We start from the raw sequence: 26,925 nt of genomic DNA on the forward strand, positions 1-26,925 counted from the left end.
GGGTTTTTTTCTTTGGGACGCCGGCGGGACAGCGCCCCCCTCTGTCCTGCCGGACATCTCCCCCTCAAGGGGGGAGATCTGACTTCATCACTGACTTCGCCAACCACCAACTTTGCAAAAAGGGCACTGTCCGCGAAGCTGCCAATCTCCCCCCTTGAGGGGGAGATGTCCGGCAGGACAGAGGGGGGCCGACCGGGCGCACTCGCCAAAAATTACTATGCCGCAGAACTCGCTTCCCGGGCGACGCGCAGCCAGAGCGCCTTTTCGCCTAATGTGCCGACCATGCTCGCGTGCGCGGCGCGCTCTGCTTCGGTCAGGCGAGACGGCAGCGCTATCGGCCGCGCAGCGATGCTGATGTCGATGTCGTCGACGTTTCTCCTGCCGCCGGCCGGCGCCGTGGCGCTGTCGAGGATGAGCGCCGCCTGCTTGCCGCCGATGAGCTCGATATAGACCTCGGCCAGCAATTCCGAATCGAGCAGCGCGCCGTGCTTGGTGCGGCGGGCATTGTCGATGCCGTAGCGCCGGCACAGCGCGTCCAGCGAATTGGGCCCCATCGGATGCTTGCGGCGCGCCAGCGCCAGCGTGTCGACGACAAGTCCGGGGTCAACGACCGGGTGGCCAAGCCGGCCGAATTCGACATTGAGGAAAGCGATGTCGAAAGTCGCATTGTGGGCGACCAGCTTGGCGCCGTCGATGAAGGCAAGGAACTCCTCGGCGATGTCGCTGAAGGTCGGCTTGCCCCTCAGGTCGGCGGCGCTGATGCCATGAACGGCCTGTGCCTCGGCATGGATCGATCGTCCCTGCGGATTGATATAGTGGTGTAAGGTGCGGCCGGTCGGGAAACGGTTGACCAGCTCGATGCAGCCAAGCTCGATCACGCGGTCGTCGCGGAAATCGAGGCCGGTGGTTTCCGTATCGAAGATGATCTCGCGCATCGAATCAGTCCGTTGGGTCCGGCGTTGGTCCAGCCGAATCATGATGGGAACAAATTGGCAACATATTACGCCGGGCGCAAGCGCCGTTAAGCAGGCTTGCCGGCTTTATCCCCGACCAGTTTCGCGACGATCGCATTGACCGCCGCGCGCGCCGCATCAAAACCCTGTCCGGTGTCGATGACGAAATCGGCGCGCTCACGCTTTTCGGCGTCGGGAACCTGCCTGGCCAGGATCGACGCCAGTTTCTCCTCGCTCATGCCCGGCCGCGCCAGCACGCGGGCGCGCTGGGTGTCGGGCGACGCGGTGACGACCACGACCTGGTCGACACGGCCGCGGCCGCCGGTTTCGAACAGCAGCGGGATGTCGAGAACGACAAGCGGCGCGCCGGCGGCCCGGTTCCTAGCCAGGAAAGCGTCGGCGTCGGCGCGGACCAGTGGGTGGATGATCGCTTCCAGCCGTTTCAGTGCAGCTGCATCGCCGAGCACCCGCTCGGCCAGCCTCGTGCGATCGACGGAGCCGGATTTCGCCGTTCCGGGAAACGCCGCCTCGACCAGCGGAGCCGCCTTGCCGGCGTAGAGGCGATGCACCGCCTCGTCCGAATCGTGGACAGGCACGCCGGCCTCGGCAAACATCTTGGCCGTCGTCGACTTGCCCATGCCGATCGATCCGGTGAGGCCGAGCACGATCATTTTTTTTACTCCCTGGCGCCGAGATCGGCGACGATCATCTGCCGCAATTCGGCAGTGACCTCAGGCCTGATGCCGAACCAGCGCTCGAAGCCGGGCACCGCCTGGTGCAGCAGCATGCCGAGCCCGTCGACGGCTTTCAGGCCGCGCGCCTTGGCGGCGGCCAGCAACGGCGTTTCCAGCGGCACATAGACAATGTCGGTGACGATGGCATGGTCCGGCAGTCTGGCCGGATCGGCGGACAGGCCTTCATTGCCATGCATGCCAAGCGCTGACGTGTTGACCAGCAGGCCGGCATCGGCAAGCAGCTCGCGGGTCGCCGCCGTGCCGTGGGCCGAGACCCCGGCGCCGAAGCGGTGGCGCAGCTCCTCGGCTCGGGCGAGCGTCCGGTTGACGATGCGGATGTCACTGATGCCGCGCTGCTTGAGCGCATGGATGACCGCGCGGGCGGCGCCGCCGGCGCCAAGCACCACCGCCGGGCCGTTGTCTGCCCAGCCCGGCGCATGCTCGTCGAGATTGGCGGCAAAGCCATGGGCGTCGGTGTTGCCGCCGCACAAAATTCCGCCCTCGAGCCACAGCGTGTTGACAGCGCCGATCTGTTCGGCCGCGTCGTCGCGGCGCGCCGCCAGCGCGAAGGCGGCCTCCTTGTGCGGGATGGTGACGTTGCCGCCACGATAGCCATTCGCCTCGAGTTTTTCGACGAATTCGGCAAAAGCCTCCGGCGCAACGTCGATCGCCCGGTAGCTGCCGTCGATGCCGTATTTCGCCAGCCAGTAGCCGTGGATCTTCGGGGACCGCGAATGCGCGACCGGATGACCGGTGACGAAGGCCTTTTTCGCGGCCTCAGCCATCGATGGCTCCGAACTCGCGCAGCTTGGCCAGGACAGGCAGAAGCGGCAGGCCGACAATGGTGAAATAGTCGCCCTCTACTCTTTCGAACAGCTGGATGCCCTCGCCTTCAATCTGGTACGCGCCGACGCTGGACAGCGCCTTGGCGCCGACCCGCGCCAGATGGCGGCCGATGAAGGCCGGATCGAGCTTTCGCATGGTCAGGCTGGCGACGCCGACATGCCGCCACAGAACTGCGCCGTCGCGGGCCAGCACCACGGCGCTGTTGAGCTGATGGGTCCTGCCCGACAGCGCCAGGAGATGGCGGCGGGCGGCTTCCATGTCGGCCGGCTTATGAAACACTTCGTCGCCGAGCGACAGCGTCTGGTCGCAGCCGAGCACCAGGGCGCCCGGCTTTCGCTCGCTGACCTCGGTGGCCTTGGCCTCGGCCAGCACCAGGGCGACGTCCTCTGGCGAGGCACCGCTGCCCTGCAACGGCGCTTCGAGCGCGCGCTCGTCGACTGCCGCCGGAACCGCCTCGACCGGCACGCCGGCATGGACAAGCAACGCTTTGCGGAACGGGCTGCCCGAGGCAAGGATGATTTTTTCGGCCATTTTTATCGCCTGATCTTTCCTTCTCCCCTTGTGGGAGAAGGTGGATTGGCGCGCAGCGCCAAGACGGTTGAGGGGTGTTGGAAGGATCGCCGTCGGTGCCAAGCTGGAACACCCCTCATCCGACCTCGCTTCGCGAGGCCACCTTCTCCCACAAGGGGAGAAGGAAAGGACCGCCCACAGCACAATCGCCCGAAGCCTAGCGCGTCTTGCCCCGCAGGGCAACGATCGCCGCCGCCGTCTCCTCGATCGAGCGGCGGCTGACGTCGATCATCGGCCAGCCGTGCCGGGTGCAGATCTGGCGGGCGTAGGCGAGTTCCTCGCTGATCGCCGCGCGGTCGACATAGTCGGTCGGCTCGTAGGCACTGGTGTTGCCGAGGATGCGGTTTTGGCGCACCTGCGAGATGCGCTCGGCGGTGGCGATCAGCCCGACGATCAGCGGCTTCGTGGCGTTGACCAGGCTTTCCGGCACCGGCACGCCGATCACGATCGGGATGTTGGCGGTCTTGATGCCGCGATTGGCGAGATAGATGCTGGTCGGCGTCTTCGAGGTGCGCGAAATGCCGACCAGCACAATGTCGGCGTCGTCCATGTTGGCAGGCAGCTGGCCGTCATCATGCTCCATGGTGAAGTTGAGCGCGTCGATGCGGCGGAAATATTCGGCGTCCAGCACATGCTGGGCGCCGACGCGGCGGCCGGCCGGCGTGCCGAGATAGGACTGGAACACGGTCAGCACCGGTTCCAGCACGGAGACGCAAGGCAGGCCCATGGCGGCGCAGCGCTCGTCGATGCCGCGGGCGAGCTTCTGGTCGACGACCGTATAAAGGATGATGCCCGGCTCCTCCTCGATGTCCTCGAACACTTTCGTCACCTGCTTTTCGGTGCGGATGAGCGGGTAGATATGCTCGATGGCGCGCGCATCCTTGTATTGCGCCGAAGCCGCGCGCCCGGCCGCCAGCAGCGTTTCACCGGTGGCATCGGAAATCAGGTGAAGGTGAAAGAAGCTCTGGGGTTTGTTCACAGGGGTACGTTCCAAGCTGTGGGCCGATGTGGATAAGGTCGGTCGGAAAGATCGGCCGGTTCGGGGCGACTGTATCAGATGCCGGTTTGTCCACAATTCGATGCGCTGCCGGCTTCGTCGGGGGGCTGGGGACAAGTCCGGGGACGGGCTTTTTCAACTCGGCCTCATCCACAGGGCCATTTTCTCCAGGCGGGCGGTAACGTATTGTTCCCATTCGGCAATTTCCGGCTGTCCCCAAACTCCTCCTATCCGGCAAAAGAAGCACGCGACAATATGCTGGCTGGCCTTTTCCGGGGCAAGGCGGGACAGGAGACAACCACCGATACCAACAGACTCTTAGAATCATAAGATTCCTAGAAATAGAATATTTAATTATAGAGAAGCTTGGAGAGGCGAGCGCTGGATGCCCGAAAACCGCATCATGCTGGACGTGTTGAGAGGCAAGACGGTATCTCCGCCGCCGCTCTGGATGATGCGGCAGGCCGGCCGCTATCTGCCGGAGTATCGCGAGACACGCAGGCGGACCGGATCGTTCCTCGATCTTTGCTATAATCCCGATCTTGCCGTGGAAGTGACACTGCAGCCGATCGAGCGTTTCGGCTTCGATGCTTCGATCCTGTTTTCCGATATCCTGGTCGTGCCGCATGCGCTGGGCCGCGACGTGCGCTTCGAGGAGGGCCGTGGGCCGCTGTTGACGCCGATCTCGGCGACGGAGATTGCAGCTCTCGACGGCGAAACGTTTCACGTGAATCTCGAACCGGTCTACGAGACGGTCAGGCGATTGCGGACAAAACTGCCGGATCAAACGACGCTGATCGGCTTCTGCGGCGCGCCGTGGACGGTGGCGACCTATATGATCGCCGGCCACGGCACCTCGGACCAGGCGCCAGCACGGCTGTTTGCCTATCGCGAGCCGGCGGCTTTCCTGCAATTGCTGAAAGTGCTTGCCGATCACTCGGCTGCCTATCTGATCCGACAGATCGAAGCCGGCGCCGATGTGGTGCAGATATTTGACTCGTGGTCCGGCGTGCTCGACGAAGTTTCTTTCGAGGCGTTTTGCGTCAGGCCGGTGGCGGAGATCGTCAGGCAGGTCCGGGCCGTCCATCCCGACATTCCGATCATCGGCTTTCCCAAGGGCGCCGGCGCCCATTACCGCAGCTATCGCCAAAAAACCGGCGTGACCGGACTGGGGCTCGACTGGACCGTGCCGTTGACGACGGCGAAGGAACTGCAGCGCGACGGCGCCGTGCAGGGCAATCTCGATCCGTTGCGGCTGGTGGCCGGCGGCAAGGCGCTTTCTGACGGTGTCGACGCAATCCTGGAAGCACTGGGCGATCGACCGCTGATCTTCAATCTCGGCCACGGCATCACGCCGGAAACGCCGATCGCGCATGTCGAGGCGATGGTGAAACTGGTGCGGGCGCATCGATGACCGACATGAAAAACGCCAACAGTGGTGCGGGCAGCAGCGGTGGTGCAGCAATGCGTCGAGCGGCGATCGCCATCGTCATCTTCCTCGTCCTGGCGGCGCTTCTGTTCCTGTTCGGGCCGGATGATTTCTATCCCTGGGCAAAGGCGATCCATGTCATCGCCGTCATCTCGTGGATGGCGGGCATGCTCTATCTGCCGCGGCTGCTGGTCTATCATGCCGATGCGGAAAAAGGCTCCGTCCAGTCGGAGACCTTCAAGGTGATGGAGCGCCGGCTGCTGCGCGGCATCATCAATCCAGCCATGATCATCACCTGGGCGTTCGGCCTCTGGCTGGCCTGGAAAGGCTTTGGTTTTCAGGGTGGCTGGCTGCATGCCAAGATCGCCGCGGTGCTCGGGCTCTCGGCGGTTCATGGCTATCTGGCCGGCGCGGTACGCAGATTCGCCGAGGACCGCAACGAAAAGCCGGCTCGGCACTGGCGGCTCGTCAATGAGATCCCCACATTGCTGATGATCGCCATCGTCGTGCTGGTCATCGTGAAGCCGTTTTGACGATTTGTGCTTAGCCGATATCTGCAACGCTGGTAATTGGCGAAACCATCAATGAGAGCGCCCCCCTCCCCGGTCACTATACGGGGTGAGGATGCCGGCAGGCAGGTGAGGGGCAGCGCAAACCTGATGCGATTGGCGCTCGCAAAAGGCGGCTTGCTCTTTCAGTCGACCAACGATAAAAGACGGGTCTTCCTTCCCGTCATGCGCCGCCCCATTCATCGCTTCGGCCGCGCCCGGCATTTGTCGCATCCCGCCGATATTTTCCCCATACTTACTCACTCAGAGTCCGTCTAATGATGCAAGAAATGAAACTCACAGAGTTCAAGAACAAGAAACCGCCAGAGCTGATCGCTTATGCCGAATCGCTCGAGGTCGAGAACGCCAGTGTGATGCGCAAGCAGGAACTGATGTTCGCGATCCTGAAGCGGCTGGCGACCCAGGATATCGAGATCATCGGTGACGGGGTCGTCGAAGTGCTGCAGGACGGGTTTGGCTTCCTGCGCTCGGCCAATGCCAATTACCTGCCAGGCCCGGACGATATCTATATCTCGCCGTCGCAGATCCGCCGGTTCTCGCTGAAGACCGGCGACACGGTCGAGGGCCCGATCCGCAGCCCGAAGGAGGGCGAGCGGTATTTCGCGCTGCTCAAGGTCAACACGATCAATTTCGACGACCCGGAAAAGATCCGCCACAAGATTCATTTCGACAATCTGACGCCGCTTTACCCGACCTCGCGGCTGAAGATGGAAATGGACGTTCCGACCTCGAAGGACATCTCGGCCCGCGTCATCGACCTGGTGGCGCCGCTCGGCAAAGGCCAGCGCGCCCTGATCGTGGCGCAGCCGCGCACCGGCAAGACGGTGCTGTTGCAGAACATCGCCCATTCGATCACCAGCAATCATCCCGAATGCTACCTGATCGTGCTGTTGATCGACGAGCGGCCGGAAGAAGTCACCGACATGCAGCGCTCGGTGAAGGGCGAGGTCGTCTCCTCGACCTTCGACGAGCCGGCGGTGCGACACGTCCAGGTCGCCGAAATGGTGATCGAGAAGGCCAAGCGCCTGGTCGAGCACGGGCGCGACGTCGTCATCCTGCTGGATTCGATCACCCGCCTCGGCCGCGCCTACAACACCGTGGTGCCGTCATCCGGCAAGGTGCTGACCGGCGGTGTCGACGCCAATGCGCTGCAGCGGCCGAAGCGCTTCTTCGGTGCCGCCCGCAACATCGAGGAAGGCGGCTCGCTGACCATCATCGCCACCGCGCTGATCGACACCGGCAGCCGCATGGACGAGGTCATCTTCGAAGAGTTCAAGGGCACCGGCAACTCGGAAATCGTGCTCGACCGCAAGGTGGCGGACAAGCGCATCTATCCGGCCATGGACATCCTCAAGTCCGGCACCCGCAAGGAAGATCTTTTGGTCGCCCGCCAGGACCTGCAAAAAATCTTCGTGCTGCGCCGCATCCTGGCGCCGATGGGCACCACCGACGCCATCGAGTTCCTCATCGACAAGCTCAAGCAGACCAAGACCAACGCGGATTTCTTCGATTCGATGAATACGTAAGGGCAAAGACGCGGCGATCCTTCGCGCCCCCCTCTGTCCTGCCGGACATCTCCCCCACATGGGGGGAGATCGGCAGCTTCGCCGACAGTGTCCCCTTTTGCAACGTTGACGGTTGGCGAAAACAGTCATGACAGCCAATCTCCCCCCTTGTGGGGGAGATGTCCGGCAGGACAGAGGGGGGCGCTGTCCCGCCAGCGTTCCCGGTTCTGCGCACCTTTTCGCCTATCCGCGCCGCAACCGACGCTCGAGTTCCTCGGCGTCCGTTATCACCGGCAAGCAGACCTGCCCCGTGCACAGCCAGGCGCCGGGCTTGCTCGTTGGCGGCAGAACGCCGCCTGGCAGCATCGGCAGGTTTGTCGCCGATCCGACCGGCACGATCGTGTCGATGCGACGCGGGTCAGGATTTCGATTCGCAACCGGAACAAGCCCTGGATTCTCTGGGCTATCCACCAGCACCAGCTTCAACGGCTCGAGCGCCAAGGCACAGGCGTTGACGATTCCCGCCTGGCCATAGGCCTGATGCACCGCCCGGCCGGCCGCGTGTTCGGCGATCCTCCAGGTCTTTTCCTGCAATTCGAGATCGCCGGAAAGCGACGACAATCGAACCATGGTCTCGATGATCTGGCCAGTGGCTGAAGGAATGGCCTCGTCGGCATCGCCCCTGATGCGGATCGGCACGTCGCTGCTGTCCGACGCGGTCAGATAGTGGCCGGTGTTGTTCTCATCGCTATGCCATTGGTCGAGCTGCGCGATGAATTGGCCGGCCAGCTCGGCATAGCTCGATGTGCCGGTAGCCTCGAACAGCGAGATCGCGGCGTTGGCCATGGCGGCGTAATCGCTCGACAGCGCCGGAAACAGCTTCTTTGCGCCAAGCATCGAATGCGGCAGGCGGCCGTCTCGGCCAGCGCTGGCAATGGCAGCAAAGGCCTGTTCCGCTGCCTCGATCCAGTCGATCCGTTTCAGGGTGCGCCCGGCCTCGGCGAGAGCCGCGATCACCAGGCCGTTCCAGTCGGTCAGGATTTTTCCATCACGCCCGGGCCCGACGCGCTGCTCCCTGGCCGCCAGCAGTGTTTCTGTGAGCGGAATGAGCCGGTCGCGATCGGCGACGCTTTGTTTTTGCTGGGCCGCAGTCTGGTGGATGATCGGCTTGCCCTCCCAGCCATGCGGGGCGGAAAGCGTGAAGTATCGGAAAAACAAGGCTGATTCGTCACCGAGAGCAGTTTCGATCTCATCCCTGCTCCAGGTGTAGAACAACCCCTCCTCGCCCTCGCTGTCGGCGTCGAGGCTGGCAGCGAATGCGCCGCCATCGATGCGCATCTCGCGCAACAGCCAGTCGATCGTGTCCTCGATTCGTATCCGGAACAATTCATTGCCGGTCGCCGCAAAAGCCCAGTTGCACAGCCGGATGAGCTGCGCGTTGTCGTAGAGCATCTTTTCGAAATGCGGCACCAGCCATTCGGCATCGGTCGAATAGCGGCTAAGACCGCCACCGACATGGTCATAGATGCCGCCCGCCAGCATCTTTTCAAGGCTGAGTAAGACAGCGTCGCGATGGGCTGTGGTGCCGTCGCGCAGCCAGGACAGCCACAGCGTCTGCATGAACGGCGCATTGGGGAATTTGGGCGCGCCGCGCAGCCCGCCCAGATCCCTGTCGATCATGCCGTCGATGCCGTTCGCGAGCGTCGCGAGCGTGTCGCGGTCGAGCACCGCCTTGGCATGGCTGCCGGCCAGCCGCGCCTCGACATGCGTGGTCAGGCCGGCGGCGCTTTGGTTAACGCTTTCTTTCTTCTCCCGCCACGCCTTGTCGACCGCCTCCAGCACCTGTACGAAGCCCGGGCGGCCGTAACGGGCTTCGCGCGGAAAATAGGTGCCGCCCCAGAAAGGTTTTCCGTCCGGCGTCAAAAACATGGTCAGCGGCCATCCGCCCTGCTCGCCCATCGCAGACAATGCGGCGATATAGATCTGGTCGATGTCCGGCCGCTCTTCGCGATCGACCTTGATATTGACGAACAGACGGTTCATGACGGCGGCGACGTCGCCGTTCTCAAAACTTTCGTGCGCCATGACATGGCACCAGTGGCAGGCGGCGTAGCCGACTGAGAGCAGGATCGGCCGCTCGAGCGCCTTGGCTTCGGCGAGAGACGCCGGCGACCACGCCCGCCAATGCACCGGGTTGCCGCTGTGCTGCTGCAGATAGGGGCTGGCCTCTTCGGCAAGCAGGTTTTTCGCGGGTAATGTCACGGATTGGCACTCGGCAATTTTGTCGATGAATAAGCGAAGCTAGGGCGGTTGTGCTGGGTCGGCAAATGATTTCAGGTAATTCCATTGTTGCCCTGTCGAGCGGCCGCCTGCCTGCTGGGGTTGCCGTAATCCGCATTTCCGGCCCGCAAAGTCGATTCGTCGTAGAAACGATTGCTGGCCCCAAGGTCAAGAACCGTGTTGCCGCCTATCGCCAGTTCAGGGCGCCGGACGGATCGGTGCTCGACAGCGGGCTGGTCGTTTTCTTTGCCGGCCCAAACAGCTTTACCGGCGAGGATGTCGCCGAATTCCACGTCCATGGCGGGCGGGCCGTGGTGGCGAAGATGCTGGAGGTGATCGCCGGCTTCGACGGCGTCAGACATGCAGAGCCGGGCGAGTTCACCCGCCGCGCCTTTCTCAATGGCAAGGTCGATCTGGTCGAGACCGAGGCGCTGGCCGATCTCGTCAATGCCGAAACCGAGGCTCAGCGGCGCTTTGCCGTGCAGAATGCCGAAGGCGCGCAGAGCGAGCTCTACCTCGCCTGGCGCCGTCGGCTGATTCATGCGCGGGCGATGATCGAGGCGGAAATCGATTTTGCTGACGAAGACGATGTGCCCGGTTCCGTTGCAGAGACGGTCTGGTCCGACGTCCGCGACATGACCGGCGAGATCGAGCGTCATGTCCAAGGCTTCCGGGCGGCCGAAATCATCCGTGACGGCTTCGAGGTCGTCATTCTTGGTGCGCCGAATGCCGGCAAATCAAGCCTGTTCAACGCACTGACCCGGCGCGATGCGGCGATCGTCACCGAGGAGCCGGGCACCACCCGCGATCTGCTCGAGGTGGTGCTGGACCTGGAGGGGATGCGCATAAGAGTGACCGATACCGCCGGCCTGCGCGATACGCCCGGCAGAATTGAGGCGATCGGCATCGAAAGGGCGAGGAGCAAGGCCGGCACTGCCGATCTGTTGCTGGTGCTGGAGGATATGGCGGAGCCGGTGCCGATCGGCGCAATACCACCTGATGTCCCGGCCTTGAGGATCGGGACGAAGGCCGATTTGCTGCGGGATGAATCGCTTGTGGCGCGCTACGACGCGGTTATCTCGACCAAGGATGGAACCGGGTTGGCGGAATTGCTGGGCGAGATCGGCCGTCGCGCCGCAGCGCGGGTCGGCCAGGCCGGCGATATCCTGCCGTCGCGGCTGCGGCACGTCGAACTGCTCAACGAGACGAAGTGCTTCCTGCTGGTGGCAGCGGCAGAGGATGGACGCGGGCAGGAACTGCGGGCAGAGGAATTGCGGCTGGCGGCTGATCGGCTTGGCCGCATCGTGGGGGCGGTCGATGTCGAGGACATGTTCGACGTCATCTTTGCGCAGTTCTGCATCGGCAAATGACTCACGTGAAACATTGCGGGCCGGCCAGCTTTGGATGATTCACGTGAAACACCACGCCATTAGCTCGAAGGCATTGTTTCACGTGAAACGATCCACGGTCCCCGAGACGGGATCGAATTTCAGACTTAGCACTGCCCCTCATTGCCCTGCCGGGCATTTCTCCCCGTATAGTGACGGGGAGAAAGACACAACCGTCGACGGTTTCCCCAATCACCAGCGTTGCAAAAGACCCGTCGTTGCTGCGGCTAGCCCGCTTCTCCCCGTCACTATACGGGGAGAAGGTGCCGGCTTGACACCACGTCCTGACGGGGACATGTGTCGGTCAACCTGAATCTGGAACACTAAAAATGACCGATCACTATGATGTGGTTGTAGTGGGCGGCGGCCATGCTGGTTGCGAGGCGGCCAGTGCTGCCGCGCGCGCTGGCGCGAAGACTGCCCTGGTGACGCTGCGCTTCGAGACGATCGGCGTCATGTCGTGCAATCCGGCGATCGGCGGGCTCGGCAAGGGCCATCTGGTTCGCGAGATCGATGCCATGGACGGGCTGATGGGGCGCGTCGCCGATGCGGCCGGCATCCAGTTCCGTCTGCTCAACCGCCGCAAGGGCCCGGCCGTTCGCGGGCCGCGGACGCAAGCCGACAGAAAACTCTATCGGCTCGCCATGCAAGCGGCGATTCGCGAACAGGCGGGCCTCGACGTGGTCGAGGGCGAGGTCCTGGATTTCGAAATCGCCGATGAGCGCCTGGCGGCGTTGCTGCTGGCGGATGGCCGCCGGCTTGGCTGCGGCGCCGTGGTGCTGACCACCGGCACTTTCCTGCGCGGGCTGATCCATATCGGCGAGAGGAAAATCGTTGCCGGCCGCATGAACGAGCAGGCCAGCCTCGGCCTGTCGGCGACGATGAGCCGCGCCGGCTTCCGGCTCGGGCGGCTGAAGACCGGCACGCCGCCGCGGCTGGACGGGCGCACGATCGATTGGGCGTCGCTGGAGAGCCAGGCGGCGGATGATGAGCCGGTGCCGTTCTCGCTGATGACCGACCGCATCGACAATCCGCAGATCCATTGCGGCATCACGCGCACGACGGCAGCGACGCACGAGCTGATCCGCGCCAATCTGGGCCGGTCGGCGATGTATTCCGGCTCGATCGAAGGGGTGGGGCCGCGTTACTGCCCGTCGATCGAGGACAAGATCGTCAAATTCGGCGATCGCGAAGGCCACCAGATTTTCCTCGAGCCGGAAGGGCTGGACGACGATACCGTCTACCCGAACGGTATTTCGACCTCGCTGCCGCAGGACGTGCAGCTCGACATTTTAAAAACCATTCCGGGCCTTGAACGCGCCACCATGCTGCAGCCCGGCTATGCCATCGAATACGACCATGTCGACCCGCGCGAGCTCAAGCCGACGCTGGAAACCAAGCGGATCGCCGGTCTTTTTCTGGCCGGGCAGATCAATGGCACCACCGGTTACGAGGAGGCGGGGGCGCAAGGATTGTTGGCCGGCATCAACGCCGCGCGCAAAACGTCGGCAAGCGATCAGATCGTGCTCAGCCGCACCGAGGCCTATATCGGGGTGATGGTCGACGACCTGACCAGCCGCGGCATCGCCGAACCGTATCGGATGTTCACTTCGCGGGCCGAGTTCCGGCTGTCGCTGCGGGCGGACAACGCCGATGAGCGGCTGACGCCGCTGGCGATGAAGCTCGGGATTGCCTCGCAGGAGCGGATGCAACGGTTTAGCGATATCGTGCAGAACCTTGAAAAGGCGAGGGACCTTGCGCTTGGCTTCACCCTGACCCCCAATGAAGCGGCGCGTCGTGGACTGGAGATCAACCGGGACGGGGTGCGCCGCTCGGCCTATGAATTGCTGGCCTATCCCGGCGTCGACGTCGCCTGGCTGGCCCGGATCGCCCCGCAGTTTGCGGGCATTGACAGCAAAACGGCAGAGCGCCTTGAAACGGAAGCGAAATATTCGGTCTATCTCGACCGCCAGCAAGCCGACGTCACGCAGATCAGGCAAGAGGAGAGCCGATTGATCCCGGCGTCGCTCGACTTTGCTTCCGTTCCGGGGCTGTCCAACGAGCTGAAGCAAAAGATGCTGTCGCGCCAGCCGCGCTCGATCGCCGACGCACAGCGTATGGAAGGCATGACGCCGGCGGCACTGGCAATCATTGTCGCGCATGTCCGCAACGCCGAGGCTGCCACGCGAAGGAATGTTGCGTGAGCGCTGCCTCATGGGCGGGCCTGCAATCGGCTGCCGGTCCGGTTTCACGTGAAACATTCGAACGCCTGGTAGAGTTCGAGACGGTCTTTCAGAAATGGAACCGCCGGATAAACCTGGCGGCGCAGTCGACGCAGGGCGACGTCTGGCGCCGCCACATCCTCGACAGCGCGCAGCTGGCGCGAATCAAACCAGACGCGAAGCGCTGGCTCGATCTCGGCTCCGGTGGCGGTTTTCCCGGCCTGGTGCTGGCATTCCTGCTTGCCGAGCGCGACGGCGCCAGAATCGACCTGGTTGAAAGCAACCGGAAAAAGGCATCGTTCCTGCAAGCGGTCGTCGGCCAGTTCAACCTGCCGGCCAGGGTCGTCGCGCGGCGCATCGACGACGCCTATGCGTTTGTTTCAACACCGCAAATCGTCACGGCCAGAGCGCTGGCGTCGCTTCCGGTGTTGCTCGAACTGGCGGCGCCGTGGCTGACGGCTGGCGCCTATGGCCTGTTCCACAAAGGCCGGGATTACCGCAGCGAGGTGGCAGAAAGCGCTCAACGATGGTCGTTCGATCTGGTAGAACATGCCAGCGCGACCGACGCTCACGGCGTCATCCTCGAACTGTCTGATTTGCGCCAACTGACTTAGATCGGCGACCTCGGCATGAATTTCTGGCATAGACCCATGATGAAGAATGGCCCCCGAATCATCACCGTAGCCAACCAGAAGGGCGGCGTCGGCAAGACGACGACGGCCATCAATCTGGCGACGGCGCTGGCGGCGATCGGCGAGCGGGTGCTGATCGTCGATCTCGACCCGCAAGGCAATGCCAGCACCGGTCTCGGCATCGACCGGCGCGACCGGACCGTTTCCTCCTATGACGTGCTGACCGGCGAGCTCGATCTGGAGGCGGCGGCGATCCCGACGGCGGTGCCGGGACTGTCGATCGTGCCGTCGACGCTCGACCTGCTCGGCATCGAAATGGAGATCGCCTCGGCGCCAGACCGGGTGCTGCGGCTGCGCAACGCCTTGCGTGCCTCGGCCGAGCGCTCGGCGAATTTTGGCTATGTGCTGATCGATTGCCCGCCGTCGCTCAATCTGCTGACGCTGAACTCGATGGCGGCAGCCGATTCGGTGCTGGTGCCGCTGCAATGCGAATTCTTCGCGCTCGAAGGTCTTAGCCAACTGCTGGAAACGGTCGAGCAGGTCCGCCGCTCGATCAATCCCGAGCTGACCATCCAGGGCATCGTGCTGACCATGTTCGACGGGCGCAACAACCTCGCCAACCAGGTGGTGCAGGACGTGCGGGCGCATATGGGCGACAAGGTCTATGAAACCGTCATCCCGCGCAATGTGCGAGTCTCCGAGGCGCCGTCCTACGGCAAGCCGGCGATCCTCTACGACCTCAAATGCTCCGGCAGCCAGGCCTATCTGCAGCTTGCCTCCGAGGTGATCCGCCGCGAGCGCAAACTGCGCGCCGCTTAGAAGCCGAATTGATACCGAAACGATCTGGACAGACGATGAGCGAAGACCTTTCGAGAAAAAGACTGGGCCGGGGACTGGCGGCGCTGATCGGCGAAATCGATCGTCCGGCAGCAGTGGAAAAGCCGGGCATGAATGCCGACGGCAAGGTGCCGATCGAGTTCCTGAGCCCGAACCCAAAGAATCCACGCCGGCATTTCGGCGACGCCGACCTGACCGATCTTGCCCAGTCGATCCGCGAACATGGCGTGGTGCAGCCGGTGGTGGCGCGGCCATCGCAGACACAGGCTGGCCGCTACGAGATCATCGCCGGCGAGCGGCGCTGGCGCGCCGCGCAGCGCGCCGGGCTGAGCGAGATCCCGATCATCGTGCGCGATGTCAACGATCGCACCGCGCTCGAGCTGGCGATCATCGAGAACGTCCAGCGCACCGACCTCAATCCGGTCGAGGAGGCGATGGGCTACCAGCAGCTGATCGACGATCACGGCTACACCCAGGCCGATCTCGGCCAGGTGATCGGCAAGAGCCGCAGCCATGTCGCCAACACGCTCAGGCTGTTGAAGCTGCCGGACGTGATCCGCGACATGCTGGTCGACGGCGCGCTGTCGGCCGGCCACGCCCGTACATTGGTGACGGCGCAGGATCCGGCGGGCCTGGCCAAGCGCATCGTCGAGGACGGGCTTTCGGTGCGCCAGGCCGAAGCGCTGGCGCAGATGCCGGCGGGTGCGCCGACGGTGAAGCGACAGCCTGCAGCAGCACCGGCACAGAAGGATGTCGATACCCTCGCGCTGGAGAAGCTGATGACCGGCACGCTCGGCATGTTCGTCACGATCGAGCACAACGAGCGCGGCGGCGTGATCAGCGTCGCCTATCGGACGCTGGAGCAGCTCGACGAGCTTTGCCGGCGGCTGAAGAACGAGGGTTGATTAGCCGGCAAAGTATGGGCAAGCGCCCTAAGATCCTACCTGCTCCAACGTTTGCGCCGCCCCTCACCTGCCTGCCGGCATCCTCTCCCGGTATAGTGAGGGGGAGAGGGGGCTGTCATCGACGGCTTCGCCAATCACCAACGTTGCAGAAAAAGTGCCGAGGCTGCGGTCAGCCTCTTTCTCCCCGTTTACGGGGAGAAATGCCCGGCAGGGCAATGAGGGGCGGCGCAAGCATCGACAACTAGCTTCCAAATTGGTCTGGGCTGGACGCTCTCACTGAAGATTAATGATTATTGTGGCGGCAATTGCGAATATGGCGAAGCCCACGAGTATCAGTTTGAATATTAAAACGAAGTAACCGGAGATACTGACGAGAAACTCATCCCTTCGTTTGAATTCCTCGCAATCAGTATTCGGATTAAGATCGCCATAACGAAATGCGAGCTTGATTCTCTCTGACAGACTGAACTTTGGTTTCTTCTTTTCCACGAAGCCCCCCACAAGCCACTACCTTTGCGCCAGTCTTGCGCTCTCCACGGCGATGCCGAGCAGCGCCTGCCGGGCCAGCGCGACCGCGAGGTCCGGCCGGCGGCGGGTCTGCAGGACCGCCGTCTGCAGGCGGTTGAGCGCGCGGGCGAGCGCCTGGCTGCTCCAGCGTTCGAGGGCTTTTTCGACCAACTTGCGCCGCGTGAAAAAAACCGGCGGGCGCGCCGCGGCAACCACCGAAGCGGCGTTGCGGCCGCCGGCGTCCATCAGGCCGCGCATTGCCTGGATCGCCTGCAGCTGCCGCATCGCCGACGACAGCACCAGAAAAGCCTGGCCGCCGGACTGGCAGTGACGGGTGAAGGCTATGTCGAAGTCACCGACCTTACCGTCGAGCAAGGCATCGACGGCGTCATCGAAGGACAGGCCAGAGACGTCGCCCGACGTCGCCTTGACGTCATCGAGGCCGATTTCGCTCTGGCCGTGGGCATAGAGCACCAGCTTTTCGATCTCGCCGCGCGAGGCCAGCCGGTCACCACCGAGGTTGCGGCGCAGCGCCTGGCGGGCTTCCAGCGTCATCGACATGCCGGCCTTGCGCAATTCGTCGTCGATGACCGTATCGATGTCCCGCGCCTCGTCGGCGTAGCACGGCAGCGCCATGGCAATGTCCGCCGCCTCGACAATGGCGCGCAGCCCGACGCCCTTCTTCAGGTCGCCGGCCTCGATCAGGATGATGGCGTCACGCGGCGGCTCCGCGGTCAGCGCCTTGACGTCGTCGGCAAGCGCCTTCTGGCCGGACGCATTGCGCACCCAGAGCAGGCGCCGGTCCGAAAACATCGGCACGGTGCGGGCCTCATCGAGCAGGCGGCCCTCGTCGCGATCGACTTCCGACCCGTCCAGCCTGATCACAGAGAACGGATCGTCGAGCGGCAGGCCGGTCTTGCCGGCAAAGGCGCGGGCGCGCTCGGCGACCAGCCCGCGGTCGGGCCCGTAGAGCAGGACGATCGAGACACGCGGGTCCGGCCGCGCCAACCACGAATCGACCTCGTAACCTTTCTTCTGTGCCATGGGCTATGGGTTAGCATGATGCGGGCGCGGGGTGAACGGTGGTCGCCCCTTTCCTTCTCCCCTTGTGGGGCCCGAAGGGCGGGCGAGGCCCGAGATTCGCCCCGGGGGGTGGATTGGCGCGCAGCGCCAAGACGGGAGAGGGGTGTTGGACGGAGTGCCGTCGGTGCCAGGCTGGAACACCCCTCATCCGACCGATTCGCGGCCACCTTCTCCCACAAGGGGAGAAGGAAAGGCCGCCACGCGTAGCCTCAATCCGACGCATTGTCCAATCTGGCGGGAAACCCGGCGCAATCATGCGCCAAATTGCGCGCAGAGCCGGAAGATCGACAAGAAATTTCGCTGACATATCTTCATCCTGACAGGTGCTGCTGGCGGCGCGGTGGTTGGCCGGAAGCCTTGCCCGACGAATTGGCACTGGCCTGCCGGTGTGCAAGTATCTTGGCCGGGCAACATGGGAGGACGAAGGTCATGGCCGATGCGGGAATGTTGCGCTTCCATGTGCCGGAGCCCGAGGTGCGACCGGGCGGGACGCCGGATTTTTCTGATGTGACCATTCCCAAGGCCGGCTCGGTGCCGCGTCCCGAGATCGATATCGATCCGCGTGATATCCGCGATCTGGCGTTTTCGATCATCCGCGTGCTCAACCGCGCCGGCGAGGCCGTCGGGCCGTGGGCCGGGCTGCTTTCCGACGACGAGTTGCTGGAAGGCCTGCGCCACATGATGACGCTGCGCAGCTTCGACGCGCGCATGCAGATGGCGCAGCGCCAGGGCAAGACCTCCTTTTACATGCAGCACCTCGGCGAAGAGGCGGTGAGCTGCGCCTTTCGCAAGGCGCTGGCGCCGGGCGACATGAACTTTCCGACCTATCGGCAGGCCGGCCTGCTCATCGCCGACGGCTACCCGATGGTCACGATGATGAACCAGATCTATTCGAACGAGGCCGATCCGCTGAAGGGCCGGCAACTGCCGATCATGTATTCGTCGAAGGAGCACGGCTTCTTCTCGATCTCCGGCAATCTGGCGACGCAATATATCCAGGCGGTCGGCTGGGCGATGGCTTCGGCGATCAGCAATGATTCGAAGATCGCCGCCGCCTGGATCGGCGACGGTTCGACGGCCGAGTCCGACTTTCATTCGGCGCTGGTGTTCGCCTCGACCTACAAGGCGCCGGTCGTGCTCAACGTCGTCAACAACCAGTGGGCGATCTCGACCTTCCAGGGCATCGCCCGCGGCGGCTCCGGCACATTTGCCGCCCGCGGCCTCGGCTTTGGCATTCCATCGCTTCGGGTCGACGGCAACGATTATCTCGCCGTCCACGCGGTGGCCAAATGGGCGGCGGAGCGGGCGCGGAAAAATCTTGGGCCGACGCTGGTCGAATATGTCACCTATCGGGTCGGGGCGCATTCAAGCTCCGACGATCCGTCGGCCTATCGGCCGAAGGCCGAATCCGACGCCTGGCCGCTCGGCGACCCGATCGTCAGGCTGAAGAACCATCTCATCCAGCGCGGCGTCTGGTCGGACGAGCGCCACACCCAGGCCGAGGCGGAAATCCTCGAAACGGTGATCGCGGCGCAAAGGGAGGCCGAGCGCCACGGCACGCTGCACGCCGGCGGCAAGCCTTCGACGCGCGACATGTTCGAAGGCGTCTATGGTGAGATGCCGCCGCATCTCAGACGCCAGCGCCAGCAGGCGGGGGTCTGACCATGCCAAGACGGACCATGATCGAGGCGATCCGCGACGCCATGGACGTGTCGATGGGGCGCGACGAACGCGTCATTGTGTTCGGCGAGGATGTCGGTTTTTTCGGCGGCGTGTTTCGCTGCACGCAAGGCCTGCAGGCGAAATACGGCAAGAGCCGCTGCTTCGACACGCCGATCAGCGAAGCCGGCATCGTCGGCTCGGCCATCGGCATGGCCGCCTACGGCCTGAAACCCTGCGTCGAGGTGCAATTTGCCGACTATGTTTATCCGGCCTATGACCAGATCGTCTCGGAGGCGGCGCGGCTGCGTTATCGCTCGAACGGCGATTTCACCTGCCCGATCGTGGTGCGGATGCCGACCGGCGGCGGCATTTTTGGTGGCCAGACCCACAGCCAGAGCCCGGAGGCGCTGTTCACCCATGTCTCCGGCCTGAAGGTCGTCGTGCCGTCCAATCCGCATGACGCCAAGGGTCTTCTGATCGCGGCGATAGAGGATCCCGATCCGGTGATCTTTCTGGAGCCGAAGCGGCTCTACAACGGCCCGTTCGATGGCCATCACGAGCGCCCGGTGACGCCGTGGTCGAAGCATGAGCTCGGCGAGGTCGCCGACGGGCATTACACGGTCCCGCTCGGCAAGGCGGTGATCCGTCGGCCGGGCGCCGCGGTCACCGTGCTGGCCTACGGCACGATGGTCTATGTCGCGCAGGCGGCGGCCGAGGAGACCGGCATCGACGCCGAGATCATCGATCTGAGGACGCTGCTGCCACTCGATCTCGAGACGATCGTCGACTCGGTCAACAGGACAGGCCGCTGCGTGATCGTGCACGAGGCGACGCTGACATCAGGCTTCGGCGCCGAGCTGTCGGCGCTGGTGCAGGAAAACTGCTTCTACCATCTGGAAGCGCCGGTAGTGCGGGTCGCCGGCTGGGACACGCCCTATCCGCATGCGCAGGAATGGGACTATTTTCCCGGTCCGGCCAGGCTCGGCCGCGCGCTCGTCGAAACGATGGAGGCCTGACGATGGCAGGCAGAGCCTCGGACAGATTGCCAATGGTGGCGCCGCCCCTCATCCGCCTGCCGGCACCCTCTCCCCGTGCAGAACGGGGAGAAGGGACTGGCCGCCACGCCGGCGATCTCCCTCTCCCCGTTGTTCACGGGGGTCCGAAGGACGGGCGAGACAAGCGGATCGCCCTGGAATGGGCAAGGGTGAGGGGCAGCGCAAACGCCTCGGTAAGGGGGACCTGACGATGGGCGAGTATGTGATCAAGCTGCCCGATGTCGGCGAAGGCGTCGCCGAGGCCGAGCTGGTCGAGTGGCAGGTCAAGGTCGGCGATCTCGTGCGCGAGGACGCGGTGCTTGCCGCCGTCATGACCGACAAGGCGACGGTCGAGATTCCTTCGCCAGTCGACGGCGAGATCGTCTGGCTGGGTGCGGAGATCGGCGACACGGTGGCGATCGGCTCGCCCATTGTACGCTTGAAGGTGGCCGGCGAGGGCAATGTGAAGGCAGCTGCGGAGCCGGGCGGCGAGGCGGCCGCCAAGATTACCGACCGCAGTACCCCCACCCCTGGCCCCTCCCCACAAGGGGGAGGGGGACGCGCTTCGGCGGCCGAAGCCAGTGCCAAAGCGGCACCGCACCCGTCCCCGCCCGGAAAAATCACTGAGCGTGAGGTTGCATCGGCGACGGAATCCCCCTCCCCCTTGTGGGGAGGGGTTAGGGGTGGGGGTACTGCGCCCGTCGCCGCGCCGCGTCCCGAAGGTGAAAGGCCGCTGGCGTCGCCGGCCGTCCGCCTCAGGGCAAAGGAGGCCGGCGTCGATCTCCGGCAGGTCAGGGGAAGCGGCCCGGCCGGCCGCATTCTCCACGAGGACATCGACGCCTTCCTGGCGCGCGGACCGCAGCTTGCGAAGGTCTCCGGCCTCGCCCGCAACGAGGCGGTCGAGGACATCAAGATCATCGGGCTCAGGCGCAAGATCGCCGAGAAGATGGCGCTGGCCAAGTCGCGCATCCCGCACATCACCTATGTCGAGGAGATCGACGTCACGGCATTGGAGGATTTGCGCGCGGCGCTCAATAAGGAGAAGCGCGGCGGCGTGGCGCGGCCGAAGCTGACGCTGCTGCCGTTCCTGATGCGGGCGATGGTCAAGGCGATCGCCGACCAGCCCAAAATCAACGCGCTGTTCGACGACGAGGCCGGCATCGTCCACCAGCATGGCGGCGTCCATATCGGCATTGCCGCGCAGACGCCTTCGGGGCTGGTGGTGCCGGTGGTCAAGCACGCCGAGGCACGCGACATCTGGGACTGCGCCGCAGAGGTTTTCAGGCTGGCCGAGGCGGCCAGATCAGGCACGGCGACGCGCGACGAGCTGTCGGGATCGACGATCACCATCACCTCGCTCGGCGCCATGGGCGGCGTGGCGACGACGCCGGTGATCAATCATCCGGAAGTGGCGATCCTCGGCGTCAACAAGATGATGGTGCGGCCGGTGTGGGACGGCACCCAGTTCATGCCGCGCAAGATGATGAACCTGTCCTCCAGCTTCGATCACCGCGTCATCGACGGCTGGGACGCAGCGGTGTTTATCCAGCGGATCAAGACGCTGCTGGAGACCCCGGCGCTGATTTTCGTGGATTGAGATGATGAGAACGGTCGCAAAGGCCCCCTCACCCGGCCTCCGCTTCGCTACGGCCACCCTCTCCCCGAGGGGAGAGGAGTTCTCCAAGGCTGGTGCAAGCCTCTTCTCCCCGCCGGGGAGAAGGTGGCCGCGCAGCGGCCGGATGAGGGGGCCCTTCTTCGCCAAAAAGAGCGTGTCGACATGAAAGAAATATCCTGCAAGCTGCTCGTCATCGGCGCCGGTCCGGGCGGCTATGTCTGCGCCATCCGTGCCGGCCAGCTCGGCATCGACACGGTTATCGTCGAGTTCGGCAAGCCGGGCGGCACCTGCCTCAATGTCGGCTGCATTCCGTCCAAGGCGCTGATCCATGCGGCCGAGGAGTTCGAGAAAATCTCGCACATGGCGAGCGGCAAGAGCCCGCTCGGCATTTCAATCGCCACACCGTCGATCGATCTCGAAGCGACCATCACCTGGAAGGACGGTATCGTTAGCCGGCTTAACAGCGGCGTTGCCGGCCTGCTCAAGAAGGCCGGGGTCAAGACCGTGCATGGCTGGGCGAAATTCCGCGACGGCAAGACCGTCGAGGTCCAGACCGAGACCGGCATGCAGGTGGTCCGCGCCGAGATGGTGGTGATCGCGACCGGTTCGGCCCCGGTCGAGCTGCCGTTCCTGCCGTTTGGCGGTGCGGTAATCTCGTCGACCGACGCGCTGGCGCTGAGCGAAGTGCCGGAAAGGCTTGCCGTCGTCGGCGGCGGCTATATCGGGCTCGAGCTCGGCATCGCCTTCGCCAAACTGGGCGCCAAGGTGAGCGTGGTCGAGGCCTTGCCGCGCGTGCTGGCGCAATATGATGCCGAGCTGACCCGGCCGGTGGTGAAGCGGCTCACCGAGCTCGGGATCGAGGTGCTTGTCGGCGCCAAGGCCAAGGGCCTGTCGAGCAAGGGCGATGCTCTGCTGGTCGAAACGGCGACCGGCAAGAATAGCAAGATCGCTACCGACAGGATCCTGGTCACCGTCGGGCGCAGGCCGGTGGTCGAAGACTGGGGGCTGGAGCAGATCGACCTCGATATGGCGGGTAAATTCATCCGCATCGACGATCAGTGCCGCACCTCGATGCGCGGCATCTTTGCCATTGGCGACGTCACCGGCGAGCCGATGCTGGCGCACCGGGCGATGGCGCAAGGCGAAATGGTCGCCGAGATCGTCGCCGGCCACAAGCGCAGCTGGGACAAGCGCTCAATTCCCGCCATCTGCTTCACCGATCCGGAGCTGGTCACCGCCGGCCTGTCGCCGGACGAGGCCAAGAGGCTTGGCGGCGAGATCAAGGTCGGGCTGTTTCCGTTCGCCGCCAACGGCCGCGCGATGACCAAGCTGAGTGAGGATGGCTTCGTCCGGGTTGTCGCCCGCGCCGACAACCATTTGGTGCTCGGCATCCAGGCGGTCGGCCAGGGCGTGTCGGAACTGTCGACGGCGTTTGGCCTGGCGCTGGAAATGGGCGCGCGGCTGGAGGATATCGCCGGCACCATCCATGCCCATCCGACACAAGGCGAGGGTTTTCAGGAGGCGGCGCTGAAGGCGATGGGGCGGGTGTTGCACGTCTGAGAGCTGGCTGGCCTCACGGCGGATTCGAACCTCGTTCGGTCGAGTTCCTTCGCGCCCCCCTCTGTCCTGCCGGACATCTCCCCCACTTGGGGGGAGATCGGCAGCCTCGCCGTCCCGCCCTACTTTAAGCGTTGGAGATTGGCGAAAGCGGAGATGCCTGCCAATCTCCCCCCAAGTGGGGGAGATGCCCGGTAGGGCAGAAGGGGCGCTGTCCCACCGATCTCTGGTCAGCGAGCACCTAACCCGCAAGCCGGCTAACCATCTCGTGCTGCGCGTAGGCGCGGCCGAAGCGGTTGGCGAGGAACGCGTCGAGCGCGATGTCTTCCTGCTTGATAAAACCCTGCGCCGGCAAGCTGCCGTCGGCCAGCATGTCGAGCACCGCGCAGATGGCGGAGGCGGTGGTGATCTGGATGGCGCTGCGCACCTTGTCGCCGACGCGCCTGGCGTAGATCTTGTTGGCGTAGGTTTCCTGCAGCAGGCGGCCGCTCTTGCGGCCGCTGACGGTGACGAAGACGATGACCACGTCCTGCAGCGTCGCCGGCAGGGCGCTCTCAAAAATGTCTTTCAGCACGTCGCGGCGGTGGCGCAGGCCGAGATCGTTGAGGAGCGCCTTCATGATCGCGGCGTGGCCGGGGTAGCGGATGGTACGATAGTTCAGCGTGCGCACCTTGCCCTTCAGGGTTTCGGCCAGCGTGCCGAGCCCGCCCGAGGTGTTGAACGCCTCGTAGGTAACGCCGTCGAGCGAGAATTCCTCGCGCTCCTCCAGCGGCGGTACCTCGATCAGTTCGCCTTCAACGATCGCCTCGCAAGGTTCGCAATATTCGTTGATGACGCCGTCCGTGCTCCAGGTCAGATTGTAGTTCAGCGCATTCGACGGGTATTGCGGCAGTGCGCCGACCCGCATGCGCACGCTCTCCAGCGTGTCGAAGCGGCTGGCGAGATCATTGGCGACAATCGAGATGAAGCCCGGCGCCAGCCCGCATTGCGGGATGAAGGCGCTGTTGGCGGTACGCGCCAATTGCCTGACGCGCCGGGTCGCGACGACGTCCTCGGTCAGGTCGAGATAATGCACATCGGCGCTGGCCGCCGCTTCGGCGATGCGCGTGGTCAGGTGGAAGGGCGCGGCGCTGAGCACCGCGAACTTGCCGGCCAGGGCCGCTTCGAGCGTGCCGACGGCTTCGATGTCGAGTTCCAGCGTCTCGACCGTTTCAGGCAGTTCGGCCGCGCCGAGCTGTGCGGCCAAGCGGTCGACGAGGGTTATGTGATAGTCGCCGGTGGAAGCCAGCATCTCGGCGATGGTCGAGCCGATCTTGCCGGCGCCGACAATTATGATGTCCTTCATGACAGTTCCCTCGCCTTGCCCTTCACAGAGCGGACAGAATCGCAGCTTGCCTGTCGAAAGGAAGTGTTGAACTGTTCAAAACGAAGTGCCAAATTGGACAGTATGCCGATGAGGTTCGTCGAAAGTGCTTAGCAACGCCGAACAGGCCCTGCTCTCCCTGCTGCGCGCGAATGCGCGCGCGTCGACGGCCGAACTGGCGCGGCGGCTCGGCGTGTCGCGGACGACGGTGCAGAGCCGGATCGAGCGGCTGGAACAGCGCGGCATCATCACCGGCTATGGCGTCCGACTTTCACCCGACTACGAACAGGGACTGGTGCGGGCGCATGTCCTGCTCACCGTCACGCCCAAGCTTGCCGACAAGGTGGTGCGCAGCCTGCAGGCGCTGCCGCCGGTGCGGACGCTGCATTCGGTGAGTGGCAATTTCGACATGATCGTCGTCGTCGACGCGCCGTCGATCAAGGACCTCGACACGCTTCTCGATGAGATCGGCGCGATGGACGGGGTCGAGCGGACATCGTCGTCGATCATCCTGTCGACGCGGATCGACCGGTGAGTGGCTTGGCGGAGCATGGCACCGCTTCCCTCCTTCCAAAATGCTGCTGCCGGGCAGAATCTTGCGGAAAGTCGGCGGGACAGCGCCCCCCTCTGTCCTGCCCCTTTGCCAAAACTTGGCATCTCCCCCACTTGGGGGGAGATCGGCAATTTTTGGCGCTACGCTTACGCTTGCGATGCTCCTGTAATAAAGCAACATGAAGTCCGAAAAAATGTTGCTTTCCGACATGGCCTGTATGAGAATTGCGCGGACAGGCCGGGTGAACGAGAACAGACAGGAGCCGGACGCCGATGCAATTTGATCTCCTGCTGAAGGGCGGCCGCCTCATCGATCCGGCATCCGGCCTCGATGCGCAACGCGATCTGGCCATCGCCAACGGCCGCATCGCCGCGATCGATCCCGACATTCCCTTCGAGCGCGCCGGGCGCGTCATCGATGCGACGGGGTCCATCGTCGCACCGGGCCTCATAGACCTGCATAGCCACGTCTATTGGGGCGGCACATCGCTCGGTGTCGACGCAGACCGCCTCGCCGCAAAAAGCGGCACCACAACCTTCATCGACGCCGGAAGCGCTGGCGCCGGCAACCTCCTCGGCTTTCGCCGCCACGTCATCGAGCGCTCGAAGGTCCGCATCCTGGCCTATGTCAACATTTCCTTTGCCGGCATTTTCGGCTTCTCGCAGACCGTTTCGGTCGGCGAGTGCAGCGATCTGCGGCTCTGCGAACCGCGCGAGACGGTGGCGGCGGCGCGCGAGCACGCAGACGTGGTCGTCGGCGTAAAAGTACGCTCGGGTCGCCATGCCGGCGGCAGCAGCGGCATCGCGCCGGTCGATCTGGCGCTCGAGGCTGCCGACCAGGCTGGCCTGCCGCTGATGGCGCATATCGACGAGCCGCCGCCAGGCCGTTCGGAAGTGCTGCCGCGGCTGCGCAAGGGCGACGTCCTCACCCACTGCTTCCGGCCGTTTCCCAACGCGCCGGTCTTCGCCTCGGGCGCGGTGCGGCCCGACATGCGGCTGGCGCGCGAGCGCGGCGTCATCTTCGACATCGGCCACGGCATGGGCTCTTTCGATTTCTCGGTTGCCAGGGCGATGCTCAGCGAAGGGCTGGCGCCTGACGTGATCAGCAGCGACGTGCATCTCTACTGCGTCGACGGTCCGGCTTTCGACATTCTGGTGTGCATGTCGAAATTGCTGGCGCTCGGCATGCCGCTGGTCGAGGTGCTGCGCGCGGCGACACAACGGCCGGCCGAGGCGATCGCAAGGCCCGAGCTTGGCACGCTTAAGGTCGGCGCCGTCGGCGACATCGCAGTGCTGCGGCTGCGTCCGGGCCGTTTTACCTTTGTCGACGCGGTCGGCGCCTCGCTGATCGCCGAGCAGAGGCTGGTATCGGACGGCATCGTGGTCGGCGGCACCTGGTGGCCGAACGAAGCGGCTAACGATTTTGGCGATACCGAGCGCTTCGAAGCGCATGGGCACGAGACGCATGTCGATGTGGTGAGCCGGCATTTCGGGCGTGGGTGATGGCTGGGCAGCTCTTTCTTCTCCCCTTGTTGTGGGAGAAGGTGGCCGAGCGAAGCTCGGTCGGATGAGGGGTGCTCCAGAGAACACCAACGCCTCATTCCGTCCAACACCCCTTGTGTCTCTCGAATCATGCAAGATCGGGTTGGCGGGTGACCCGGTCATGACCCGGGTCACCCGCTGCG

The 26,925-nt window shown here is 64.3% G+C and carries 22 protein-coding genes; 14 read left to right on the top strand and 8 right to left on the bottom strand.

Annotation, left to right across the window (positions count from 1 at the left end; genetic code table 11):
• Positions 1–215: 215 nt before the first annotated feature.
• The 5 genes from dnaQ to AC0L18_RS18660 form a co-directional block, all read right to left on the bottom strand.
• Positions 216–935: a DNA polymerase III subunit epsilon gene (gene dnaQ / locus AC0L18_RS18640; protein ID WP_473493666.1), complete on the bottom strand. Its 720-nt coding sequence runs from the start codon at positions 933–935 to the stop codon at positions 216–218.
• Positions 936–1,021: 86 nt separating this feature from the next.
• A complete protein-coding gene (coaE, locus tag AC0L18_RS18645) occupies positions 1,022–1,624 on the bottom strand; it encodes a dephospho-CoA kinase (RefSeq protein ID WP_473493667.1) in 603 nt (200 codons plus the stop codon).
• A gap of 5 nt (positions 1,625–1,629) precedes the next feature.
• The gene (locus AC0L18_RS18650; RefSeq protein WP_473493668.1) at positions 1,630–2,472 is read right to left on the bottom strand and encodes a shikimate dehydrogenase; all 843 of its coding nucleotides are present in this window, start codon (positions 2,470–2,472) and stop codon (positions 1,630–1,632) included.
• Complete coding sequence (locus AC0L18_RS18655) at positions 2,465–3,064, bottom strand: Maf-like protein (RefSeq protein WP_473493669.1); 600 nt, start codon at positions 3,062–3,064, stop codon at positions 2,465–2,467. The genes AC0L18_RS18650 and AC0L18_RS18655 overlap by 8 nt, the downstream gene beginning before the upstream one ends.
• A 196-nt stretch (positions 3,065–3,260) precedes the next feature.
• Complete coding sequence (locus AC0L18_RS18660) at positions 3,261–4,082, bottom strand: pyruvate, water dikinase regulatory protein (RefSeq protein ID WP_023802686.1); 822 nt, start codon at positions 4,080–4,082, stop codon at positions 3,261–3,263.
• Positions 4,083–4,485: 403 nt separating this feature from the next.
• On the opposite strand from AC0L18_RS18660, the gene hemE reads away from it, so the two are divergent.
• From hemE to rho, 3 genes are all read left to right on the top strand, one after another.
• Positions 4,486–5,514 carry a uroporphyrinogen decarboxylase gene (gene hemE / locus AC0L18_RS18665; RefSeq protein WP_473493670.1) on the top strand — a complete coding sequence of 343 codons (1,029 nt, stop codon included), beginning with the start codon at positions 4,486–4,488 and terminating at the stop codon, positions 5,512–5,514.
• Entirely contained in the window at positions 5,511–6,062 is a 552-nt protein-coding gene (gene hemJ / locus AC0L18_RS18670) for a protoporphyrinogen oxidase HemJ (RefSeq protein ID WP_473493671.1), read from the top strand. The genes hemE and hemJ overlap by 4 nt, the downstream gene beginning before the upstream one ends.
• Positions 6,063–6,358: 296 nt before the next feature.
• Positions 6,359–7,624: a transcription termination factor Rho gene (rho, locus tag AC0L18_RS18675; RefSeq protein ID WP_202367326.1), complete on the top strand. Its 1,266-nt coding sequence runs from the start codon at positions 6,359–6,361 to the stop codon at positions 7,622–7,624.
• Between the two features lie 222 nt (positions 7,625–7,846).
• Here rho and AC0L18_RS18680 read toward each other — a convergent pair whose 3' ends face one another.
• Positions 7,847–9,865, bottom strand: a complete 2,019-nt coding sequence (locus AC0L18_RS18680; RefSeq protein ID WP_473493672.1) for a thioredoxin domain-containing protein — start codon at positions 9,863–9,865, stop codon at positions 7,847–7,849.
• 65 nt (positions 9,866–9,930) lie between these two features.
• Between AC0L18_RS18680 and mnmE the strand changes: the two genes are divergently transcribed.
• From mnmE to AC0L18_RS18705, 5 genes are all read left to right on the top strand, one after another.
• On the top strand, positions 9,931–11,253 hold the full coding sequence (gene mnmE, locus AC0L18_RS18685; protein WP_473493673.1) for a tRNA uridine-5-carboxymethylaminomethyl(34) synthesis GTPase MnmE: 1,323 nt from the start codon (positions 9,931–9,933) through the stop codon (positions 11,251–11,253).
• Positions 11,254–11,600: 347 nt separating this feature from the next.
• Positions 11,601–13,475: a tRNA uridine-5-carboxymethylaminomethyl(34) synthesis enzyme MnmG gene (gene mnmG / locus AC0L18_RS18690; protein WP_473493674.1), complete on the top strand. Its 1,875-nt coding sequence runs from the start codon at positions 11,601–11,603 to the stop codon at positions 13,473–13,475.
• Positions 13,472–14,107 carry a 16S rRNA (guanine(527)-N(7))-methyltransferase RsmG gene (gene rsmG / locus AC0L18_RS18695; protein WP_473493675.1) on the top strand — a complete coding sequence of 212 codons (636 nt, stop codon included), beginning with the start codon at positions 13,472–13,474 and terminating at the stop codon, positions 14,105–14,107. The genes mnmG and rsmG overlap by 4 nt, the downstream gene beginning before the upstream one ends.
• Before the next feature lie 36 nt (positions 14,108–14,143).
• Positions 14,144–14,944, top strand: coding sequence for a ParA family protein (locus tag AC0L18_RS18700; RefSeq protein WP_084646769.1), 801 nt, complete (start codon positions 14,144–14,146; stop codon positions 14,942–14,944).
• A 35-nt stretch (positions 14,945–14,979) separates the two neighbouring features.
• Entirely contained in the window at positions 14,980–15,867 is an 888-nt protein-coding gene (locus tag AC0L18_RS18705) for a ParB/RepB/Spo0J family partition protein (protein WP_473493676.1), read from the top strand.
• A gap of 507 nt (positions 15,868–16,374) precedes the next feature.
• Here AC0L18_RS18705 and holA read toward each other — a convergent pair.
• The gene (holA, locus tag AC0L18_RS18710) at positions 16,375–17,418 is read right to left on the bottom strand and encodes a DNA polymerase III subunit delta (protein ID WP_473493677.1); all 1,044 of its coding nucleotides are present in this window, start codon (positions 17,416–17,418) and stop codon (positions 16,375–16,377) included.
• A 468-nt stretch (positions 17,419–17,886) separates the two neighbouring features.
• Here holA and AC0L18_RS18715 point away from each other — a divergent pair, with 468 nt between their 5' ends.
• The 4 genes from AC0L18_RS18715 (at position 17,887) to lpdA (ending at position 23,328) form a co-directional block, all read left to right on the top strand.
• Complete coding sequence (locus AC0L18_RS18715) at positions 17,887–19,119, top strand: 3-methyl-2-oxobutanoate dehydrogenase (2-methylpropanoyl-transferring) subunit alpha (RefSeq protein WP_128171037.1); 1,233 nt, start codon at positions 17,887–17,889, stop codon at positions 19,117–19,119.
• A gap of 2 nt (positions 19,120–19,121) precedes the next feature.
• Entirely contained in the window at positions 19,122–20,135 is a 1,014-nt protein-coding gene (locus tag AC0L18_RS18720; RefSeq protein ID WP_023802698.1) for an alpha-ketoacid dehydrogenase subunit beta, read from the top strand.
• A 229-nt stretch (positions 20,136–20,364) separates the two neighbouring features.
• Complete coding sequence (locus tag AC0L18_RS18725; protein ID WP_473493686.1) at positions 20,365–21,750, top strand: dihydrolipoamide acetyltransferase family protein; 1,386 nt, start codon at positions 20,365–20,367, stop codon at positions 21,748–21,750.
• 180 nt (positions 21,751–21,930) lie between these two features.
• Positions 21,931–23,328 carry a dihydrolipoyl dehydrogenase gene (gene lpdA, locus AC0L18_RS18730; RefSeq protein ID WP_473493678.1) on the top strand — a complete coding sequence of 466 codons (1,398 nt, stop codon included), beginning with the start codon at positions 21,931–21,933 and terminating at the stop codon, positions 23,326–23,328.
• Positions 23,329–23,566: 238 nt separating this feature from the next.
• Here the strand turns inward: lpdA and AC0L18_RS18735 are convergent, their stop codons facing one another.
• Entirely contained in the window at positions 23,567–24,670 is a 1,104-nt protein-coding gene (locus AC0L18_RS18735) for a saccharopine dehydrogenase family protein (protein WP_473493679.1), read from the bottom strand.
• Positions 24,671–24,794: 124 nt separating this feature from the next.
• On the opposite strand from AC0L18_RS18735, the gene AC0L18_RS18740 reads away from it, so the two are divergent.
• Together AC0L18_RS18740 and AC0L18_RS18745 are read left to right on the top strand one after the other, a co-directional pair.
• Positions 24,795–25,223 carry an Lrp/AsnC family transcriptional regulator gene (locus tag AC0L18_RS18740; protein WP_128175259.1) on the top strand — a complete coding sequence of 143 codons (429 nt, stop codon included), beginning with the start codon at positions 24,795–24,797 and terminating at the stop codon, positions 25,221–25,223.
• Positions 25,224–25,513: 290 nt separating this feature from the next.
• On the top strand, positions 25,514–26,743 hold the full coding sequence (locus AC0L18_RS18745; RefSeq protein ID WP_473493680.1) for an amidohydrolase/deacetylase family metallohydrolase: 1,230 nt from the start codon (positions 25,514–25,516) through the stop codon (positions 26,741–26,743).
• Positions 26,744–26,925 lie beyond the last annotated feature (182 nt).

Source organism: Mesorhizobium sp. WSM4819 (assembly GCF_055811215.1).